The 16,243-nt window shown below is 76.4% G+C and carries 7 protein-coding genes; 5 read left to right on the top strand and 2 right to left on the bottom strand.

Annotation, left to right across the window (positions count from 1 at the left end; genetic code table 11):
* Positions 1 to 461: 461 nt before the first annotated feature.
* Genes AB0K25_RS23900 through AB0K25_RS23880 form a run of 5 tightly spaced genes read left to right on the top strand, consistent with a single transcriptional unit; the run spans position 462 to position 12,627 of the window.
* A complete protein-coding gene (locus tag AB0K25_RS23900; RefSeq protein WP_208566777.1) occupies positions 462 to 1,337 on the top strand; it encodes a DUF4132 domain-containing protein in 876 nt (291 codons plus the stop codon).
* The gene (locus AB0K25_RS23895; protein WP_363822769.1) at positions 1,334 to 6,082 is read left to right on the top strand and encodes a hypothetical protein; all 4,749 of its coding nucleotides are present in this window, start codon (positions 1,334 to 1,336) and stop codon (positions 6,080 to 6,082) included. Before AB0K25_RS23900 ends, AB0K25_RS23895 begins: the two co-directional genes overlap by 4 nt.
* Positions 6,079 to 7,242 (top strand): AAA family ATPase, encoded by a 1,164-nt coding sequence (locus AB0K25_RS23890; protein WP_208566775.1) that lies wholly within the window; start codon positions 6,079 to 6,081, stop codon positions 7,240 to 7,242. The genes AB0K25_RS23895 and AB0K25_RS23890 overlap by 4 nt, the downstream gene beginning before the upstream one ends.
* Entirely contained in the window at positions 7,226 to 10,777 is a 3,552-nt protein-coding gene (locus AB0K25_RS23885) for a DUF5682 family protein (protein ID WP_219462930.1), read from the top strand. Before AB0K25_RS23890 ends, AB0K25_RS23885 begins: the two co-directional genes overlap by 17 nt.
* Positions 10,774 to 12,627 (top strand): hypothetical protein, encoded by a 1,854-nt coding sequence (locus AB0K25_RS23880; RefSeq protein WP_363822765.1) that lies wholly within the window; start codon positions 10,774 to 10,776, stop codon positions 12,625 to 12,627. Before AB0K25_RS23885 ends, AB0K25_RS23880 begins: the two co-directional genes overlap by 4 nt.
* A 59-nt stretch (positions 12,628 to 12,686) precedes the next feature.
* Here AB0K25_RS23880 and AB0K25_RS23875 read toward each other — a convergent pair whose 3' ends face one another.
* Both AB0K25_RS23875 and AB0K25_RS23870 read right to left on the bottom strand, forming a co-directional pair.
* Entirely contained in the window at positions 12,687 to 12,956 is a 270-nt protein-coding gene (locus AB0K25_RS23875; protein WP_219462926.1) for a phosphopantetheine-binding protein, read from the bottom strand.
* On the bottom strand, positions 12,956 to 16,237 hold the full coding sequence (locus AB0K25_RS23870) for an amino acid adenylation domain-containing protein (RefSeq protein WP_363822762.1): 3,282 nt from the start codon (positions 16,235 to 16,237) through the stop codon (positions 12,956 to 12,958). The genes AB0K25_RS23875 and AB0K25_RS23870 overlap by 1 nt, the downstream gene beginning before the upstream one ends.
* Positions 16,238 to 16,243: the final 6 nt, after the last annotated feature.

Raw genomic sequence — 16,243 nt, 5'->3', positions numbered from 1 at the left:
CCGGAAGCGGTGTTGCCACCTGGAAGTCCTGACCGGCGGTGGTCTCCGGCGCATCATGGGTCCCGCCCGTCCCACCGCTGTCACCGGTCGGTGCGGAGTAAGAATCATCACTGGCGGTGAGCCGTCGATCGTGCGCAACCCGCCGGGGCCGGCGGTCCGACCGGTCGGCCGTTCCCCGGCTCCACGGCCCCGCGTGTCGCCCCGGGAGCGCCCGGGCGGGACGGGTGCGATCCGGCGATCCGTGTGGTTCACCGTCTCTGCCGCCGCCTGGGGCGACGGGCGGGCGTGGTGTCGCCCGGCTGCTCCGACGGGTACTCCGGGCACCCCCGTCGATGGTCACCCACGGTGACGCAGCGGTGCCGGCTGCTGGGTGCCGCCGCGTGACGGGACGACGGCCCGGCTTTGTCGCCCGGGTGGGCTAGCCTCCGGTGTCTTAACCCACCGAGCCATGGGGTGTCCACATGGGATGGTCAGAGGTGTCGGGTGGCTACCAGGTCACTCTCCGCGATGGTGATGTCGTCGCCCGGAACGCCAAGGGACGGGAACTCCGTTCCGTGCCGGCGTCCCTGCGCGACGATCCGACCGTGGTGGGGCTGCGTCAGCTCACCGAGTGGCTGACCCGGCACGAGGGCCAGTGCCGCACGGACATCGAACGCTGGATGGTGCGTTCGCTGCCGGTGCCGGTCGCGGTCCTGACCGAGGTGTGGCCGGACGAGGCGTGGCGCACCGCGCTGACCGACCTCGTCGTCGTGGTGCTCGACGACGACGGCCACCGGGACCCGGACGGCGTGGGTCTGCTCCGCGAGGTCGGCGACGGTCAGGTCGGGCTGGTCGACCTCGACGGTGACTCCGTCCGCCGGGCCGCCCGACGGATCGTCATCCCCCACCCGGTCACCCTCGACGACCTCGACGACCTCCGGGAGTTCGCCGCCGAACTCCAGGTCCGCCAGTCCGTCGACCAGCTCTTCCGGCAGACCTGGGTCCGGGGGCCGCAGGTCGACGCGACGGCGACCCGGTTCGGCGACTACGCCGGCGGCCGGTACGACCAGCTGCGCCACCTGACGGCCCGCGCGACGAAGCTCGGCTACCCGGTGCGCGGCGGCAACGCGGTGTGCCGGATCGTCGAGGACGGGCGCACCGTCGAGGCCCGGTCGTGGGTCGGCGCGGAGGACCCGTACTTCGAGACCGAGACCGGTGACCTCGTCTTCACCGACCGGCACGGCACCGCCCTGCCGCTGGGCGCGGTCGGCCCGGTGGCCTGGTCGGAGGGAACCCGGATGGCCGCCGCGCTGTACGCCGGCCGGGTCGTGGCAGCAGAGCAGGAGGAGGACCGGTGAGCATCGACGCGATGGACCTGTTGGAGGCGGGCGCGGTGCTGCCCGTCGGCACGGTGGTGGCCAAGGACGACACCACCGACACCCTGACCGCCCGCCGGTACACCCACCCCGTCCTCGCCGGACGGACCGTGGTCCGGCTGGTCAGCGAGGCGCTGGGCGAGGCCGAGGACCTGTCCATGGAGTTCCTCGGCTTCGACCGGCCGCAGCGGGTGACCCCGGTCGGCGTGGTCCGCCAGCAGGCGCTCGGCTTCCCGGCCTGGGCGCTGGTCCACGACCCGGCCAACGGGCACCACGCCCTGGCCCTGGTCAAGGAGATCGAGCGGCTGGCCCGTACGGCGCGCTCCCGGGTCGGCCCGGCCAAGGACGGCTTCAACGCCCTCGGGGAGCGGCTGGCCCGGTCGGTGCCGCACTTCCTGCCCACGTTCTACGAGGAGGCCGGTCGGGCGTTCCTCGCCGCCGACAGCGTCACCCACGCCGCGAGCATGTTCGGCAAGGCCCGCGACGCCGAACGCGCCTACGGGCTGACCATCGACGAGGACCGCCAGCACGCCGTGTTCCTGGAGTTCGCGCTGGCCGGGGCGCTGACCGCGAAGGCGCTCTCCGGTCACGCCCGGGACCTCGCGACCCGGCGTTCCGCCGCCGACGCGTACGCGATGTTCCTGCGGCTGTGCGTGGAGCGCACCCTGGGTGGCCTGCCCCCGTACGCGGCGATGCACACCGACCTGCGCCGGCTGGCCCGCGCCGCCGGGCTCGACCCGGCCGCCGAGGACGAGCGGGTACTCGGCGAACTGTTGGCCGCGCCCGCGCTCAACCGGGCGCCGGAGGCGTTCTGGAACGCCTACCGGGCGTCGTTGGCCCGGCTCGCCGCGAACGATCCCGCCCTGCGCGGCCGGCTGCTCGGCCTGACCCCCCAGCACTGCGGCGACGACGTCTGGCTGGAGGTGCTGGAGTCGGCCGGCGCCACCCAGGCGCTCACCGGGCCGGCGGGCGGCGTCCCCGCCGAGGCCGAGTCGCCGGACGGACCCGCCGGCTGGCTGCGCCGCTTCGACGAGCACCGGGAACGCCGCTCGTGGCGGGTCCGCAAGCGGCACCCCGGGCTGCTCGCCCTGGTGGACCGGATGGCGGGACGGCTCAAGGCCGACGGGGTGCCGGTCGTTCTCTGCCGCGCCCACGACGCCGTGGACCTCGACCTGCTCGACACCTGCCTGGCGCTGGGGGTGCCCGTCGCGGATCCGGCCGACGACGTCCGGCACCGGCTGGACAACTGGTTCTCCGACGACACCGACGGCCGGCGTGACCTGGTCGCCGTCGCCGCCGACCCCCGGTTCCTGCCGATGCTGCTCGAGGGCGTCGAACGGCGACTGCGCACCGGCGCGCGCGACCAGCGCGACCCGACGCCCCGGGTACGGGAGATCGTCGCGGTGCCCGGCCTGCGGACCGCCCTGCGCAGCTGGCTGGACACCCTCGCCGACGCCGTCGGGCGGCAGGGGTTGCCGACACTCGACCAGCACCTCGACCGGGTCGGTACCGTCGCCTGCCCGACCGGCTTCGCCGTCAACCCCGACGCGGTACGCCGACTCGTCGACCACGACCTCGGCCCGGTCCTCGGCCGTACGCTGCGCTGCGGCCTGCTCGACGAGTACGGCTGGCCCGCCCTGGACACCGCCGCCGAACGGCTCACCGAGTCGACCACGGACGTGCAGCTCACCGGGCAGTGGCCGAACCTGCTGCTGCTCACCGGCGACCTGGTGACGGTCATCGGGCCGGACGCCGTGGAGCAGGAACACCTGATGCGGATCCCGGCCGGGGAGAACCGGTACCGCTGGCGGCTGGTGCTGCGCCACGTCGACGGGCAACTGCTGGTCTGCTGGGACCGGGGCCGGGACCGGGCCGCCTACTGGAGCGGCACCCCGGACGACGTCTTCACCCTCGCCGACGACGCCTTCACCACCTACCCCCAGCTGTCGCTGCCGCTGCCCGGCGGCGGGCGCACCATGGGGCGGCGTCCGTTGCGGGTCGGCGACCGGGCCGAGCGAACCGGTGGCCGGGTCATCAGCGACGGCACCACCTACTGGCTACGCGCCGCCGACCACCCGCTGGGCTGGCAGGAGTACGACCCCACGACGGGCGAGCGTGGACGGTTCTCCCGGCCGACGTTCTTCGAGGACGGCACCGTCGACGGTCGACCCCTCGACGCCGGCGCGTCCTGGCTGCGCCCCACCGAGTCGTCCGACAGCCCGCTGGGCCGCGCCGACGGGCTGGCCGGCTGGCGGGTGCGGCGCGGGGCGGACGCCGGCTGGTCCGGCGAAGCCGTGAACGGGCGGTCCTTCGCCCTGCCGGCGGGTGCCGCCGACGGCAGGCTCGCGGCGGCGGTGCGGTTCCCCGGCGCGGACACCACCTTCGGACTGCTGCACGGTGGCCGGGGCGCCAACGGCGAGCTGCTGCTCTGCGCCGAGGACGGCTTCCTGCTCGGGCGCTACCCGTCCGGCGGTGAGCGGTCCGCCTTCGCCGCCGGCAGCCGGCTGGTGCCGCCGCCGGAATACTGGCACTTCCTGCGGCCCCGCGACGAGGTCGGCTCGGCGGCGCTGCGCGACGTCACCGACGCGCAGGCCGGCGCCCTGCTGGCCGACGCGGCCGGGCTGGACGCCGCCCAGGTGCGGGCCCTGGTCGGCCGGCACCTGCCGCAGCTCACCGCGCCCGCCCTCGTCGCCGGGGTCGCCGGGCTCGTCACCCGGGCCGCCGAGCAGGTGACGCGGCTGCGGACGCTGGCCGCCGTGCTCGACGGCGAGCAGGACAACGCCCTGCCGGCGCAGGAGGCCCCGACCGGGTCACCGGCGGTCGACCGGCTGCTCTCCGAAGGGCTCGCCGGGCTGATCCAGTACTGCTACGCCGCGGAGGACAGCTCCCTGCGGCTGATCTCCCGCGCGGGCGCCGCGCTCACCGGCACCGACCCGACGCCTGCCGCCCGGGTCCAGCTGGACGGTGACCTCGACTGGTTCGACCTGCTGGGGGTACTGCCGGCCGCGATGTACCGGGCGGTGGCCCCGATCTGCCTGTCCGAGGTCCGTGAGGCGCTGCTGACGCTGCTGGAGGTGTGCGCCCGTTCCGGGCTCCTCGCCCCGGGCAGCCGACTGCGGCGGGTCACCCTGGTCGCCGACGGCAACCAGCCGCTCGACCACGTCCGGGGACAGGTGCTGACCGAGGCCGGCCGGCGGTTGCTGGTGCTCGCCGTCGACACCGACGACCGTGAACTCGACGTGCTCGACTGGACGCCGACCGGACGGTTCTCGGCGGTGTCCGGCTTCCGGATCACCGAGGAGCGGATCCTGCCGACCGGTGACGTCACGCCGCAGCGGATCGACGAGTTCGTCCGGCTCGCCCGGGCCAACGAGCCGATGGAGTGGCAGCCGGAGTGGGCCCGCACCCTGTCCGACGCGGCGGGCATGAGCTACTCCGAGGCGGTGCTGCTGCTGGCGGGCCTGCCCCGGCTCGTGTGGGAGAGGGCCCCCGCCGAACTGCTGACCATCCTGGAACTGCCCGACCCGGCCGCCCCCGCCGCGGCGGCCCGGTTCTGGGGCACCGGCGGTCGCGGCCGGCAGGTCTTCGCCAACCTGCTCGGGCGGCTGATCCCCGAGGACGCGGCGCGGCTGTGGGTCGACGGGCCCCGGCAGGATCTGATCGTCGAGGAGTGGGTGCGGCGGCACGGGCCACGGCGACCCGTGTCCGACGAGTTGATCGTTCAGGTGGACCGGGCCGGGGTGACCAGCCCGCTGCCGGCCTCGACGGTGCTCCACTGGGTCGCCAACGCGGCCACCGGCCGCTGGCTGGCCGGGTCCGGCACCGGTGTCGACGACGACGACGCGCTGATCGCGCTGACCAGGACGCTGCCGTGGCTGGCGTACCACCTGGCCGTCGACGACCCGATCCGGGCGGCGCTGCCGGTCGCCGCCGACCTGGCCCGGCAGCGGTTGGCCGACCCCGGCTTCACCGTCTTCGTCGGGCACGTCGACGGCACGAAGCTGCCGGCGTTCACCGCCGCGTTCGGCCTGCCGGTGACGACCGGCCCGGCCGGCACCGAGGTCGGCCCGGTGCTGATCCCGCCGACCGACCGCTGGCACCGGGTCCGGTTGTACCCGTCCCGGCTGTCCGCAACGGACGATCCGGCGGTGGCCGTGCTGCGGGCCCGCCTCGACCACGTCAACGAGCAGCTGCTCGCGGCGCTGCGGGCGCTGGTCGGCGGCCAGCTCACCGAGGTGGTGTCGCACGTCGTCCCGGCGATGGACGACGGCTTCGCGCAGGACCCGACCCGGTCCGACCCTGAACTGGTCGCCACGGTCGCCACGACGCTCGGGCTGGGTGCCGACGCCGCGGCGCTCTACCTGCAACTGCTCGCCCTGCCCGACCCGACCGACCGCAACGTCGCCCGGTGGACCGGCTGGAAGCCGGCCCGACTCAAGGCGGCCCGCGCCGAGCTGGCCGCGACCGGTCACGTCGTGGTGGCGAAACGGCCCCGGGCCGGGCGGTCGCTGTTCCTGCCCGGCGGCTGGTTGGCGCTCAAGGCGCCGCTGCTGCCGCTGGAACGGTGGAAACTCCCGCTGCTGATCGGGGGCGAGGGTGGCGTGACCGCCCTCGGCATCGTCTCCCCGGTGGCCCCACCGCCCCGCCTGTTCGCGCTCGCCTGGGCCCGGCTGCGCGACGGCGACGCACCCCGCTTCGACGATCTCGTTACGGAAGGCCGCCGATGACCACCACGACCACCCCGACGGCGCGTCAGGTCGAGCCGGCCGAACACGCCCACGCCACCGAGCTGGCGTTCCTCGCCGCGTACGACGACGGGGCCCGGCCGCCGGGCTGGCGGTTGACCCCCCGTGCCGTCGTCACGTTCATCGTCGGCAGCGCCGGTGTCCCGCTGGAACTGCCCCGACAGGCCCGCCGTGACGACCTGCCCCGCACCCTGACCGTGGCCGCCAAGTTCGTCGGGGAACGGGCACTGGTCGAACGCTGCGTCGTCACCCTCGCCGGGGAGCGGGGCCTGCTGCTCGTCGGCGAACCGGGCACCGCCAAGTCGATGCTGTCGGAGCTGCTGTCCGCCGCGATCTGCGGCAGCAGCGAACTGGTCGTGCAGGGCACCGCGGGCACCACCGAGGACCAGCTCCGCTACGGCTGGAACTACGCGCTGCTGCTCGCGCACGGGCCGAGCGCCGCCGCGCTGGTGCCGTCGCCGATCCTGTCCGCGATGCGTACCGGCGCGGTGGCCCGGGTGGAGGAGATCACCCGCTGCCTGCCGGAGGTCCAGGACGCGCTGGTGTCCATCCTGTCCGACCGGCGGATCGCGGTGCCCGAGCTGTCCGGCACCGCCGACGCCACCGTCCCCGCCGCGCCCGGGTTCACGCTGATCGCCACCGCCAACCTGCGTGACCGGGGGGTGTCGGAGATGTCGGCGGCGCTCAAGCGCCGGTTCAACTTCGAGACCGTCGGCCCCATCGGTGACCTGGCCCAGGAGATCGCCCTGGTGCAGCGGCAGGCCCGCGCCACGCTGGAGCGGGTGCAGGCCCCCTTCGCGGTCGACGAGGCCGTGCTGGAGGCCCTGGTCACCGCGTTCCGGGACCTGCGCGCGGGTCGGTCGGTCGAGGGCTGGGAGGTGGAACGGCCCTCCACCGTGATGAGCACCGCCGAGGCGGTGGCGGTCGCATCGTCGCTGGCGCTGGCGGCGGCCTACTTCCCCGGCGACCGGGACGTGTTGTCGCTGCTGCCGGGTCACCTGCTCGGCGTGGTCCGCAAGGACGACCCGGCCGACGGGGCCAAGTTGCTCGGCTACTGGGACGGCGCGGTGCGGCGGCGGGCCGAGGACGGTGCGCGGCTGTGGCGGCAACTCTGGGAACTGCGCGATGTCCTCGCCGACTGAACCGCCGTCCCCGGCCGGGCCGCCGTCGCCGCGCGCCGCGCAGGTGCCCGCCGGGCCACCGGCGGAACCGGTCGACCCCACGGTCGCGGTCACCGCGCTGGCCGGGCACCGGCGGCCCTACCTGATCGGGGTACGCCACCACTCGCCCGCGCTGGCGGTGGCCCTGCCCCGGCTGCTGGCCGGGTACCGGCCCGAGGTGCTGCTCCTGGAACTCCCACCGGAACTCGGCGAGTGGCTGCCGTGGCTCGCCGACCCGGCCACCACCGCCCCGGTGGCGCTGGCCGGGGTGGTCGGCGAGGGCGGGGGACCGGCGTTCTACCCGTTCGCCGACTTCTCCCCGGAACTGGTGGCGGTGCGCTGGGCCGCCCGTAACGGGGTTCCGGTCGTACCGTGTGACCTGCCGTTGGCGGACGCGGCCTGGGGGGAGCGCGAGCCGGGTGCCGCCCCGACGCCGGGCTTGTCGTTCGCCGACGCGCTGCGCGCGGCGGGCAGCGGGCGGGCCGACGAGGACCTGTGGGACCGGTCGGTCGAGGCCCGCGCCCCGGGCGCCGACCCGGAGGCGGTACGCCGGGCGGCGCTCGCGGTCGGCTGGGCGATGCGGGCCGACGCCGAACGGGGGACCGGGGTGTCCCCCCTCGACCTGCGGCGGGAGGCATGGATGCGGCAGTGCCTGGCGGAGGCGGGGCAGCGTCGGGTCGCCGCCCTGGTCGGCGCGTTCCACGCCCCGGCGCTGCTGACCGGTGCGCCGGCCCCGTCCCGGGCCGGGCCGGCCGGTGCGTCGTCGGTGGTGACGTCGCTGGTGCCGTACACGTTCGGGTTGCTCGACGCCCGGTCGGGCTATCCGGCGGGCATCCGCGATCCGCAGTGGCAGCAGTCGGTCCTCACCGCCGCCGGCGACCCCGCCGCGGTCGAGTCGGCCACGACCGCCGCCGTGGTGGCCGTCTGCGCGGCTATCCGGCGGGCCGGCCACCCGGCCGGTCCCGGCGAGGCCCGGGAGACGGTCCGGCTCGCCCTCGACCTGGCCCGACTGCGCGGCCTGCCCGCACCGGGCCGGGGTGAACTGGTCGAGGCGATCCAGAGCGTGTTGGCCCACGGCGAGGTGCTCGGTCGGGGTCGGGCGGTGGCCCGCGCGATGGAGGAGGTACTCGTCGGGGACCGGCGCGGCGCGCTGGCCCCCGGTGCCCCCCGCTCCGGGCTGGCCCCGGCGGTGCGGGAACTGCTGGCCCGGTTGCGCCTGCCCGGGGCCGGCGACCCGGCCAGGGAGCTGCGGTTGGACCCGCTGCGTTCGCCGCTGGACCGGCGGCGGGAGATCACCCTGCACCGGCTGACGGTCTGTGGCGTCGGCTACGCCACGCCGGTCGCCGGCACGGGGGTCGGCGGGGTCGACCCGGTCACCACCCGCTGGCGGGTGGAGTGGTCGCCCCGGACCGAGGCGACCATCGAGGTGGCCGGGCTGCACGGGGTGACCCTCGGCCAGGCCGCCGAGGGCGCGTTGGTGCAGCGGCGACGGCGGGAGCGGGCCGAGGACGGACCGACGGTGACCGCCCTGATCGCCGGGCTGGAGGACGCCGCCCGGTGCGACCTGGCCGGGTTGGCCGCCCGCCGGCTCGCCGAGGTGGCGGTCACCGTACCGGCCGAAGGCACCCTCGGTGAACTGGTCGCCGCGTTGGCGCTGCTCGACCGGTTGCGCCTCGGCCACCTGCCGGGCACATCGGAGCTGCCGGCGGACGAACTGGGCCGGGTCGTCGAGGCGTTGGAGAGCGCGGCGGTCCGGCAGGTCGACGGGCTGCTCGGCGCCGAGGACGTATCCGACGCGGAGGCGTTGGCAACGCTCGCCCAGCGGGCCGACGTCGCCGGGGCGGGGCTGCGCCTGGCCGACTGCCTGGCCCGGCTCGCCACCGGGGGTTCGCCGCTGATGGCTGCCGCCGCCGGGGCGGTCCAGGTCCTGCTGGGCCTGCGGGAGCCGGCCGCCTACGGACGGCTCGTCACGTCCTGGCTGGACACCGCGACGACGCCCACCGGACGCCAGCAGTTGCAGGGCCACCTGACCGGGTTGCTGGTCGCCGCCGAACCGCTGCTACGGGCCAGCGACGAGGTGCTCGACGGGCTCCTGGAACGGGTCGAGACCCTGCCCGACGAGGAGTTCCTCATCCGGCTGCCGGCGCTGCGCGCCGGCTTCCACGTGGTCAGCCCGGCCGGGCGGGACCGGCTGCTGGACGTGGTCCGGGAACGACTGGACGACACCGGTCCGACCGCCGACGTCGCGGTGCTCGACGACCCGGACGCCCTGCTGGTCCGGCTGCACGCCGACGCGGCGGGCCGCCGGGCGCTCCTGGCGCAGGGTCTGCTCGCCGCCGAGCCGGCGGACCCGTCGCCGCAGCCGCCGACGGTCACCGACGCGACGCGGCCGGCCGTCCGGCGTACCCCGGCCGGTGGGTTGTCGACAGTGGACCGGTGGCGGCTGGTGCTCGGCCGGGAGTCGACCCGGGTCGGGCCGCGCGCCCGCCGCTACGCCACCGCGCTCGACGAGCTGTACGGGGCCGGCCGGGGTGAGGGGGCCGGTGCCGAGGCGGCCGGTCGCGCCGGCCGGGAGGCGTCCTTCCCCGGCGTACGGGAGTGGGCGCAGGAACTGTCCGCCCTGTTCGGCCCCGGGGTGCGCGAGGAGGTGCTGGCCCGGGCGGTGGAGGCGGGCCGGCTGGACGCGGTCACCGAACTGGACCCGGCGGCGGTGCGCCCGTCGGTCGAGCTGCTCCGTGACGTGCTCACCCTCGCCGGTGGGCTGCCGGAGTCCACGGTGGCGCGGCTGCGCCCGCTGGTGGCCCGGATCGTGGCGGAGCTGACCCGGCAGCTGGCCGCCCGGCTGCGCCCGGCGTTGACCGGGTTGACGACCCCCCGCCCCACCTACCGGCCGGGTGGCCCGCTGGACCTGCCCCGGACGCTGCGCGCCAACCTGACCACCGCCCGCCGCGACGGGCAGGGCCGGGTGACGCTGGTGCCGGAGCGGCCGGTGTTCCGGACCCGGGCCCGCCGGGGGGTGGACTGGCGGCTGGTGCTCGTCGTCGACGTCTCCGGCTCGATGGAGGAGTCGGTGATCTGGTCGGCGCTCACCGCCGCGGTGCTGGCCGGTGTCCCGGCGCTGAGCACGCACTTCGTCGCCTTCTCCACCGAGGTGGTGGACCTGACCGAGCGGGTGGACGACCCGCTGGCCCTGCTGTTGGAGGTCAGCGTCGGCGGGGGCACGCACATCGCGGCCGGGCTGCGCTACGCCCGGTCCCTGGTCACCGTGCCGCAGCGGACGATGGTGGTGGTGATCAGCGACTTCGAGGAGGGGTACCCGATGGGTGGTCTGCTGGCCGAGACCCGGGCGTTGGTGGAGGCGGGCTGTCAGGTGCTGGGCTGTGCCAGCCTGGACGACACCGGCCGTCCCCGCTACTCGGTCGCGGCGGCGGGTCAGCTGGTCGCGGCGGGGATGCCGGTTGCCGCGTTGAGCCCGCTGGAGCTGGCCCGGTGGGTCGGCGAGCAGGTGCGGCGGTGACCGGCCTGCCGCCGGTGACCGCGCCGGTGCTGGCCGAGGCCCTGGAGGCGCTGCCCGCCCGGCTGCGCCGCAAGGTCGACGACGCGGTCGCCCGGGCCGCTGGCTGGCCGGTCACCGGCACGGACGGCGGGGCGACGGTCCGGGTCGACGAGGCGACCACGGTGACCCTGGTGACGGCCGACGGGGTGGTGCGCCGCGCCGCCGACGCCCGGTGCAGTTGCCTGCTCGCGCCGAACTGCCTGCACCGGATGGCGGTGCTCGCCCTGGCCCCGGTGGACGACGCGGCTGCCATGAACGACGCGGCCCGGGTGGACGACGCGGCCGCCGGCCGGCCCGTCGATCCGGCTTGCGCGACCGAACCGCCCGCCGGGGTGACCGGTGACGCGGTGGCGGAGGGTGCCGGGTCGCCGCCCGCGCCCACCGAGCGGCAGCGGGCCGCCGCCGACGGGCTGTGGCAGGTGGGCGTGGCGGTGCTCGGGGCGGGGATCGTCGGCTGCGGGGTGGTGCTGCGGACCGCCCTGCTGCGGGCGGTGCACGAGGCCCGGGCCAACGGCCTGCACCGGGCTGCCGCGGCCGGCACCCGGGTCGCGGCCGGGCTGCGGGCCGCCCGGGAGGGCGAACCCCAGCACCGGCTGGCCGACCTGACCGACGACCTGCGGGAGCTGCTGGCGGTGTCCCGCCGGCTGCGCGGGGAGACGCCGGCCGGTGACCTCGGCGCGTTGCTGGGCACCGCCCGGCGGACCTACGACCCACAGGCCGGCCTGCGACTGTACGGGCTCTGCACGGTCCCGGTGGTGGCCGATTCCGGGTACGCCGGGGTGGTCACCTACCTGGCGGACCGCGACGGTCGACTCTGGACGGTCGCCGATCTCGCCCCGGGTGACGCGGGCCGGGCCGCCGGCGCGGGTGACGCGACCGTGGCGGTGGGCGAGTCGGGGCTCAGCCACCGGCAGCTCACCCGGGCCGGGCTGGTGGTGTCCGGCGGCACCGCCTCGGAGTCGGGGCAGTTGGGTGCCGGGCGGGCGGTCCGGGCGGCGCGGGCCGCCGGGGTGGGCTGGGCCGAGGAACCCCTCGCCGGGCTCTGGGCGCAGCCCCTGCCCGACCAGGTCCGGCGGGCCTTCGGCGCGGTGACCCTGCCGTTGCCGGAGCGCCCGGCCGGTGCCGACCTGCTCTTCCTGACCGTACGGGTGCTGGGTGGGCACGACCACACCGTCCTGGTCGACACCGCCGACGGGGCGGTCCTGACGCTGACCGTCGCCGACGAGCACGCCGCCCTGCCGCACCGGGCCAACCTGCGCCTGCTGGGGCAGGCGGTGGGGGCGCGGCTGCGCCTGGTGGGTCGGCTCGATCCGACCCGCCGGGCGACCGTCCAGGCGCTCGCCGTGGGACCGGTCGACGACGACGGGCCGGGGCTCACCCTGCCGGCGAGCTGGGCGGGTCACGCCGATCTCGGCTACGACCGGCTGCACACGAGCCAGCTCAGGACGGGGGACGCTGCGGCGGTGCCACCGCCCGACCGGCTCGCGGCCCCGGACCCGGCCGTGCCGCGTCCCCGGCTCGGCGATCCCGCCCTGGAGTCGTTGCGCCGGCAGGTGGAGCGGGTCGTCTCGGGTGGCCGGGCGATCCAGGCGTTGGCCGACCCGACGGAACGGAAGCTGCGGCTGGCCCGCCTGGACCTCGGCGCGCACCTGCTCGCCGCGATGGGATCGGCGGCCCGGGCCCGACCCCGGGATGCCTTCGGGCGGCTCACCGACGACGACGGGCAGGCGTTCGCCGCGTCCTGGCTGGCGTTGGCGGTCTACGAGGAGGCGGCGGCCCGGGCGTCGGCGGAGGCGTCCTGGCTGCCGTGACCGTTCACGCCCGGCCGGGTCATCCGCCTGTCGGCCCGGCCCCGCCCGGGTCGGGCCGGTCAGCGGGCGTCGTCGGATACGGCGGTGGACAGCAGCGTGACCAGGTCGTCGAGGGTGTCCAGGGGCCGGCCGGGACCGTTCAGCTCGACCTCGACGTCGTACTCCAGCTCGATCGCGTCGACCATGCGGAGCAGGCCGAGCGAGTCGACGCCGAGAGCGACCATCGAGCCGCCGGTGAGCAGGTCGGTGGCCGCGACGTCGCCGCCGGTGGCCTCGCTGACCAGGTCGGCGAGCCGCCCCCGCAGGTCGGTGGTGTCGTTGGTGTCCATCAGCGCTCCTTCACGGACGGCCGGACGATCTCGGCGATCTCGGCGATGGTGGGGGTGTCGAAGAAGGCGTCCAGGGGCACCTCGACGCCGAGTCGTTGCCGGATGCGGCCACTGATCCGGGTGATCGTCAGCGAGTGGCCGCCCAGGTCGAACAGGTCCTCGTGCACGCCGATGTCGGGGATCCGCAGCACCTCCTGCCAGATCAGCCGCAGCTGGGTCACCACCGGATCGTCGTCCCCGACCGGCATGACGGCTGCGCCCGGTGCCGGGTCGCCGGGCGACCCGCCGGTTTCGGTGGTTCCGGTGGTGCCGGGTGCTCCGGTGCCGGGCGTGCCGGTGGTGCCGGGCGCGAGGATGGTGCCGGGGGGATCGTCGGTGGTGCCGGCCGGGGGCGTCGCGGTGCCGGCCGGGCGGGTGGGGTCGGTGACCGGTGGCCGGGGGAGGTCCACGGTGAGGTCCCGGGCGGCCAGGGCGGCCCGGTCGACCTTGCCGTTCGGGCTCGACGGCAGCCGGTCGAGCGGCACGAAGTCGGTCGGCAGCACGGCCTGCGGCAGGCTCGCCGCCAGGTGCCGGCGCAGCTCGGCCGGTGCCGGGTCGGTGCCGGTGCGGGCCACCAGGTAGGCGACGAGCCGGGGCCCGTCGGCGTCCGGGCGCAGCACCGTCGCCGCGCCGGCCACGGCCGGATGGTCGAGCAGCCGGGCGTCGATCTCACCCAACTCGATCCGGTGTCCCCGGATCTTCACCTGGTCGTCGGTGCGGCCGAGGAAGTCCAGCCGCCCGTCGGGCAGCCACCGGCAGCGGTCGCCGGTGCGGTAGAGCCGCTCCCCGGGCCGCCCGAACGGGTCCGGCACGAACACCTCGGCGGTCCGGTCGTCGCGGCCGAGGTAGCCGGCGGCCAACCCGACGCCGGCCAGGTGCAACTCACCCGGCACCCCGATCGGCACCGGTCGTCCCGAGGTGTCCAGCAGGTACGCCCGCACGTTCGGCAGGGGCCGTCCGATGGTGACCTCGTCGGGATCGGCGGGGACGTCGGCCATCGTGGCGTACACCGTCGCCTCCGTCGGGCCGTACCCGTTGATCAGGCGGCTGGTGCGGGCCCGCAGGTCCCGGGCGAGGGCGACCGGCAGGGCCTCCCCGCCGGTGACCGCGACCAGCGGCGGGGTGGGCCCGGCGGCGTCCGGTGCGGGCGTGCCGAGGCCGGCCTCCAGCAGCACCCGCCAACCCGACGGGGTGGCCTGGGCGTGGGTCACCCCGGCGGTGTGGACCAGCCGCAGCACACCCGCGCCGTCGAGGGGGCCGACCGTCGAGGCGACGACCACCCGGCCGCCGGTGACCAGCGGCAGGAAGACCTCCACGGTGGAGATGTCGAACGACAGCGAGGTCAGGTGCAGCCACCGGTGCGCCGGGCCACTGCCCAGCAGGTCCCGGACGCCCAACAGCAGGTTGGTCAGCGCCCCGTGCCGCACCGACACACCCTTGGGTCGGCCGGTCGAGCCCGAGGTGTAGAGCACGTAGGCCAGGTCGTCGGCGTCCGGCGGCACGGCGGGGGTGACCGGCGTCGGCCCGGTGAGCAGGTCGATCCCGTCGAGGGCGAGGGTCGGCCAGGTCAGCGCGGTCACCGTCGGCGTCACCACCAGCGTGGGGGTGGCGTCGGCGAGGACGAGTTCCCGGCGGGCCGGCGGGTGCTGCGGATCCACCGGCAGGTACGCGGCCCGGCAGCGCAGCACCGCCAGTAGGGTGACCACCGCCCGCCAGGACCGGTCCAGGGCGACCGCGACGAGTGACCCGGGCCCGATCCCACGTTGGCGCAGCAGCCCGGCCAACCGGTCGGCGGCGGCGTCGAGCTGCGCGTAGCTGAGGATCAGGTCGTCGTCGACCACGGCCGGCGCGTCCGGGTCGGCGGCGACCCGGGCGGCGAACAGGGTGGGCACGCTCGCCCCGGCGGGGTACGCCCGGCCGGTGTCGTTCCACTCCCGGGTGACCCGGTCGAGTTCCTCGGCGGGCAGCACCGGCAGCTGCGCCACCGGCCGGTCCGGGTCGGCGACCACGGCGGCGAGCAGGGTACGCAGGTGCGCCCCGACGCGGCGTACCGCGTCGGTCGGGATCGCCGCCGGGCTGTGCTGGAGGCTGACCGTGGGGCCGGTGGGGGCGTCCACGATCTGTACGTGCAGGGCGTTGCGGGCGGCGCCACCGAACAGCGTCCAGTCGACCGCTGCGGTCACCCCGGGGAAGACCGGTTCCGCGCCGCGACGCCGGTAGCCGACGCTGACCGGGGTCACCGCCGGGGCGGGCCGCAGACCGGGCACCGCGTGGGCCAGCGGCACGGCCCGGTGCCGGTACACCTCGCGCAGCCGGACCCGCACGGCGCGGGCGTACGCGCGGAACGTGCCGTCGGCCGGGTCGACGGTGACCGGCAGTTCGTTGACGAACAATCCGATCCGGTCGGCCTGCTCGGGGGTGCGGGTGGACAGCGCCACCCCGACCGGCGTGCCCTGGTTGCCGTACCGCCCGAGCAGGGTGTGCAGCGCGGCGAACAGCAGCTCGAAGCGGGTCACGCCGAGCGACCGGGCCGCCGGGTCGAGGCCGTCGACCACGTCGGCGGGCAGCGTCACCTCGACGGCGACGCCGGGTTCGGCGCCGGTGGGTAGCCGGCGCAGGCCGGGCAGCACCACGTCGCCGGGGCCGGACCAGTGCCGCGCCCAGAAGTCGCGGGCGGCGGGCAGGTCGACGGCGATCCGCTGCTGCTCGACCGCCGCGCGGCCGGCGTGGTCGTCGCCGGGCTGTTCCGGGCCGGTGTCGGCGGGCCGCACCGGGCCGGCGGACCGGGCGGCGGCGTATCCGGCGGCCAGGTCGTGGACCAGCACGTCCTTGGAGGTGCCGTCGAAGACCAGGTGGTGCGCGGTGACCAGCAGCAGGTGGGCACCCGTCGTCCCGGTCAGCAGGGTGAACCGGGCCAGCGGGCCGGTCCGCAGGTCGTACGGCCGGGCGATCTCCTCGGCGACCCGGGCGTCGGTCAGCTCCCCGAAGGTGACCGCCGGGCGGGTGTCGGCCGGCGTCAACCGGGGGGTGCCGTCGTCGTCGGTGCCGACCCGGGCGGCCAGGACCGGATGCCGGGCGACCGTCGCCGCGCACGCCGCGACGAGGGCCGCCCGGTCCAGCTCCGCGCCGAACCGGATGCCCAGCGCCATGTGGTACGCCGTGCCGGCGACCCCGGCCTGTTCGGTGAACCAGACGGCGTGCTGCGCGAAGGTCGCCTCGGCGGTGCCCACATGCTCTCCCATGGTCGT

Source organism: Micromonospora sp. NPDC049257 (assembly GCF_040678915.1).
In the GTDB taxonomy this organism is placed as follows: domain Bacteria; phylum Actinomycetota; class Actinomycetes; order Mycobacteriales; family Micromonosporaceae; genus Micromonospora; species Micromonospora antibiotica.
This window is presented reverse-complemented; position numbering and strand designations above follow the sequence as displayed.

Excerpts from the sequence above, each read along its gene's own strand:
- AB0K25_RS23900 (WP_208566777.1), top strand. The coding sequence starts at position 462 with ATGGGATGGTCAGAGGTGTCGGGTGGCTACCAGGTCACTCTCCGCGAT.
- AB0K25_RS23890 (WP_208566775.1), top strand. The coding sequence starts at position 6,079 with ATGACCACCACGACCACCCCGACGGCGCGTCAGGTCGAGCCGGCCGAA.
- AB0K25_RS23885 (WP_219462930.1), top strand. The coding sequence starts at position 7,226 with ATGTCCTCGCCGACTGAACCGCCGTCCCCGGCCGGGCCGCCGTCGCCG.
- AB0K25_RS23875 (WP_219462926.1), bottom strand. The coding sequence starts at position 12,956 with ATGGACACCAACGACACCACCGACCTGCGGGGGCGGCTCGCCGACCTG.
- AB0K25_RS23870 (WP_363822762.1), bottom strand. The coding sequence starts at position 16,237 with ATGGGAGAGCATGTGGGCACCGCCGAGGCGACCTTCGCGCAGCACGCC.